Below are 4,526 nucleotides of genomic sequence, written 5' to 3' on the forward strand. Positions count from 1 at the left end.
TTCGTCTATCGTATATTTAGTCAAAAAAACTGCACCTCCAATTGTTAGATGGTGTCTAACAATTGGGGTGCAGTTCACTTTGGCAGCTCTTTTTCTTATGAGCTAAAGGGGCAGGATAGTTGAAGAAGAAACAATTTGAATAGTAGATAAAAAACAACCCAATAACCATAAATCGGGTTGTTTTTTTTGTTGACACAAGACTTATCCTAATGTTAGGGTAAAAAAGTACTAAGTTTAGGATAAATAATATTAGGCTAAAGGGAGAGAAAATAAATGACTGTTTTATCAATTATTCTTCAAAGCATATTAGGATTAGGATTCCTAATGTTTGGATTTATGAAGTTCGGTTCAAAGCAAATGGTGGATGAATTTGGGAGTTATGGGTATCCAGGAGGTTTTAGGATATTTACAGGTCTGGTCGAAGTTATTGGAGCAGTACTAGTTATCTCAGGTATTTGGAATGATAAGTTAGCTGCGTGGGGTGGTTTATTTATTGTTGGGACAATGCTTGGGGCAATTTTCACACACATCAAAATTAAAGATTCTGTAAGCAAAATGATGATGCCGATTGTTTTATTAATTCTTGGATTAATTGTATTACTTATAAATTTTGGCTCATTGCTTTAATTATTAACATAAAGGAGGAATGAGAATGGATATTAAAATTATTAAACCACAGGATCAGGCGTTTGGGCAGTTTGATGGCGGTAAAATAATAGAACAAAAACCCATTGGCTTTTCTGGAGAAGGGTCACTAATAAATAGGCTAGGACCATTATTTTACTGGGCATGGGCAAAATCTGAGGGCGAAGGTGGTATTGGTTTTCATCCTCATCAAGGTTTTGAGATATTAAGCTACAACATTAAGGGGAGAGGTCGTCACCAAGATACGCTTGGTACGATTAGTGAAGTAGGTGCTGGTGGTGTTCAGGTGATGCAAACCGGCTCAGGTGTGCAACATGCCGAATCTCTTCTTGAGCCGTCAGAAGGGTTTCAAATTTGGTTCGAGCCGCACTTAAGCAAAGCCATAAAGCGAACACCCGCTTACTCAAAATACGTGCATGAAGATTTCCCAATCACTTCGGAAAACGGTGTAATGATTAAGACGATATTAGGTGAACATTCACCAATCAATCTCGTGACAGATGCCAAAATGTACGATGTTGAACTTGGAAATGGTGCAACCTATAATTATGCTCTTTCACCTAATCGGGCACTAGCTGGTTTAGCTATTAGAGGTAATGGCGGTGTTATTGATGAATTGGAGGTTTCATTTGATAATAAGGATTTCATCATTATTCAATCAGAGAAAGTTGAAAGCTTTACCATTCAGCCTAAAGGTGAAGAATTTCGGATGCTGCTAATAGAAATTCCAGTTGAAGTTGATTATCCTTTATACAGAAAACCAAGATAGCCTAAATTGAATTTTAAAAATTATTGTAATAGGAGGTTCGGTGAATGTATCAAGGAGATGAACAAAGTCAGTTGGATTTGAGGTTGTTACGTGTTTGGCTGAAAGCTTCCCAAGCTGTTTCTGAAAACGTACTGAAAGATATTGAAAGTCATAATATTAGTAGGGAAAATTTTATGATTCTTGAATTGCTTTACAGTAAAGGTCCGCATCCGGTCCAAAAGATCAGTGAGACGTTCTCTATTCCAAGTGGAAGTATCACCTATGTCGTAGATAAGTTAGAAAAGAAAGGGTTTGTAGAAAGACAACCAAACCCTAATGATAGAAGGGCTTCTAATGTCGTCATAACGGAAGAAGGAAAAGCACTTTTTGACAAGATTTTCCCAAAACACGTTGCAACAATCTCAGAAAATGTTTCATTCATTACTAACGAAGAGAAAGAACAATTAATTTATTTATTAAAGAAAATAGGAATAGGGGCACAAAGTTTATAAGACCCATTACTAACTAAAGGTTCTCTTGAGGATCTTTAATTTTAATAAAAAAAATACGAGCGAAATTTAATTCACTCGTATTTTTTTAAAACGATAGCTGCATTATGACCTCCAAAACCGAATGAATTGGATAGACCAATACTTATTTCCACTTTACGAGCAACACCTGGTACATAATCTAAATCACATAATGAATCAGGCTTTTCTAAGTTGATGGTTGGAGGAATAATTCCTTCCTTTAAACTTTTTGCCAAGGCAATTGCTTCCACGCCTCCTGCTGCTCCTAACATGTGACCAAGCATAGATTTATTAGCTGTTATTGGGATTTGATAAGCTTTTGATTCAAATAGTTTTTTAATGGCCAGTGTTTCAGATCGATCTCCCACTTCTGTACTTGTTGCATGAGCGCTAATAACATCAATCTCTTCAGGAGAAACTTTTGCATTTTTCAAAGCCATTTTCATTGCAAGATAGGCTCCTTTACCTTCTGGGTGTGTAGCTACCATATGATAGGCATCAGAACTCGCACCATACCCAATGACTTCCGCATAAATTTTTGCATCTCTTTGTAAAGCGTGAGACAAAGATTCCAAGATTAAAATTCCTGCTCCTTCTGACATGACAAACCCATCTCGATTTACATCAAAAGGACGGCTAGCCTTAGCTGGATTATCATTTCTCGTTGATAATGCTGTAGCATTACCAAAACTAGCTAAAGATAAATCTGTTATAGCTGCCTCTGCTCCTCCTGCAAAAACGGCATCTGCTTCTCCAAAGCGAATAAGTCTGAATGCCTCACCAATAGCTGTATTTCCGATCGCACAAGCAGAAACAGGTGACATAGTAGGTCCCATTGCGTTCCACTTGATACTAATTTGGGCTGCGGCAGCATTTGAAATCATGGCAGGTACCAGGGTTGGACTAACTCGTCTTGGACCTTTTTCTCGAAGAGTATCCACATTATCAATCAATGTTTCAATTCCTCCTATCCCCGAACCAACATATACGCCAAGTCTTTCAAGATTGATATCATCAATATCTAAATTAGAATCAGTCCAGGCTTGTTCAGCAGCAGCCAAAGCAAATTGAGAAAAGCGATCTAGACGTCGGGCTTCATTTTTTCCTAAAATATCATCTGCATTAAAATCACGAATAATTCCTGCAATTTTTGCTTTATGATTGCTTACGTCGAATGTATCAATAGAGGAAATGCCCGATTTCCCTTCAGTCAGATTTCTCCAAAATTTATCTACGTTGTTTCCAATAGGAGAGACTACTCCCATTCCGGTAATAACGACTCTTTCCATTTTTCATCACTCCAAATGAATAGTATAGTTGTATTATACTTCGGGATTATCCTATTACAAGTGAGTGTTTATCCTGGTATAATAACTACTAAGTTAAATGTTATGATGGAGGTTTTAGAAATGGATGATAAAAACAGACTTGAAGCTTTGTCTTCATTTTTAAAAACGAAGCGATCCCAAATAAAGCCTGAATCTATCGGTATACCTGCTGGTACACGGAGAAGAACACCTGGCTTACGAAGAGAAGAAGTTGCACATTTGGCTGGAGTTAGTACTACTTGGTATACGTGGCTGGAGCAAGGTCGGGATATAAAGGTCTCTACAAGCGTATTGGATTGCATATCTACAGCTCTTCAATTAAATAATGATGAACGAGAGTATCTATATGATTTAGCTTTAGAAGTGAAATCACCCATTATTGATCGAAAGAAGGATCAGCCAAAACTTAGTCCTTCTTTGGAAAGAATTTTAGCTGAGTTGATGTACTGTCCTACTATCATTACAGATCGACATTGTCATATTGTAGGCTGGAACAATGCTGCAGCACATGTATTTTTAGATTTTGAACAACTCCCGGATGATCAACGAAATTTGATCCATCTAGTATTTACAAGAAAAGAATTAAAAGCATTAGCTGTGAATTGGGAGCATTTTGTTAAGGGGTTTCTTTCCATTTTCCGTGCCTATTATGGTCACTACTTAGGTGATGAATGGTATAACCTATTTATTAAAGAAATGAGTAATTCTCACCCGGAATTTCAGTCTTTATGGCAAGAAAGTCAAGTGAGTAAAGCTCCAGAAATGATGATTGAATTTAGACATGCTAAAGCCGGAAAGATGTTGTTTAATTTAACTTCTCTTAAAGTCCAGGGGGACATGGACTTAAGGTGCAGTATCTATACACCAGTAGATGGAACAGCTACAGAAGATAAATTAAAACGATTAATGAAGAAAATCTCCATTGAAAGCTCATAAACCAGCAAATTTACTGTGCCGAAAAATGCCAACTAAGGTGTTTTTTCTTCTTAAGCTAACGGGGGTAGCTTAAGATTGGAACTGTCTTTATGGGGAACATGTCTTTTGTGTCGCATAAACAAAGTGTGGAAACAAATGAATTGGAAATCATAAAAGAAATTATTCTCTTTAATCATTTTCAAGTAGCTCAATTATTCTATCAAGTTTTTGTTCTATGCTGTGTTTACTTAACTTAAAATGGTTAGTTCAATACAGTGTCATTAATAAAGGCTCTTTTCGTAAAGATTGTTGTTTTTAAAACGAAACTATTTAAGGTTGATTGGAGCGGAAGTGCGAGAC

At 36.7% G+C, this 4,526-nt stretch carries 5 protein-coding genes and 1 pseudogene; 4 read left to right on the forward strand and 2 right to left on the reverse strand.

Annotated elements, in window-relative coordinates; all coding sequences use genetic code 11:
- Nucleotides 1-273 precede the first annotated feature (273 nt).
- Genes ACFX4X_RS25180 through ACFX4X_RS25190 form a run of 3 tightly spaced genes read left to right on the forward strand, consistent with a single transcriptional unit; the run spans nt 274 to nt 1,905 of the window.
- Nucleotides 274-627 carry a DoxX family protein gene (locus ACFX4X_RS25180; RefSeq protein WP_377387576.1) on the forward strand — a complete coding sequence of 118 codons (354 nt, stop codon included), beginning with the start codon at nt 274-276 and terminating at the stop codon, nt 625-627.
- Between the two features lie 25 nt (nt 628-652).
- Nucleotides 653-1,414 carry a pirin family protein gene (locus ACFX4X_RS25185; RefSeq protein WP_377387579.1) on the forward strand — a complete coding sequence of 254 codons (762 nt, stop codon included), beginning with the start codon at nt 653-655 and terminating at the stop codon, nt 1,412-1,414.
- A gap of 44 nt (nt 1,415-1,458) precedes the next feature.
- Nucleotides 1,459-1,905: a MarR family winged helix-turn-helix transcriptional regulator gene (locus ACFX4X_RS25190; RefSeq protein WP_377387582.1), complete on the forward strand. Its 447-nt coding sequence runs from the start codon at nt 1,459-1,461 to the stop codon at nt 1,903-1,905.
- A gap of 71 nt (nt 1,906-1,976) precedes the next feature.
- Here the strand turns inward: ACFX4X_RS25190 and fabF are convergent, their stop codons facing one another.
- Nucleotides 1,977-3,212 carry a beta-ketoacyl-ACP synthase II gene (gene fabF / locus ACFX4X_RS25195; RefSeq protein ID WP_284469830.1) on the reverse strand — a complete coding sequence of 412 codons (1,236 nt, stop codon included), beginning with the start codon at nt 3,210-3,212 and terminating at the stop codon, nt 1,977-1,979.
- Nucleotides 3,213-3,332: 120 nt separating this feature from the next.
- On the opposite strand from fabF, the gene ACFX4X_RS25200 reads away from it, so the two are divergent.
- Complete coding sequence (locus tag ACFX4X_RS25200) at nt 3,333-4,187, forward strand: helix-turn-helix transcriptional regulator (RefSeq protein WP_061464629.1); 855 nt, start codon at nt 3,333-3,335, stop codon at nt 4,185-4,187.
- A 168-nt stretch (nt 4,188-4,355) separates the two neighbouring features.
- Here ACFX4X_RS25200 and ACFX4X_RS25205 read toward each other — a convergent pair.
- A pseudogene (locus tag ACFX4X_RS25205) lies at nt 4,356-4,415 on the reverse strand (DUF4083 family protein); the annotation flags it as partial.
- Nucleotides 4,416-4,526: the final 111 nt, after the last annotated feature.

It is taken from the genome of Peribacillus sp. YIM B13481 (assembly GCF_042787985.1).
Lineage (GTDB): Bacteria > Bacillota > Bacilli > Bacillales > DSM-1321 > Peribacillus > Peribacillus simplex_A.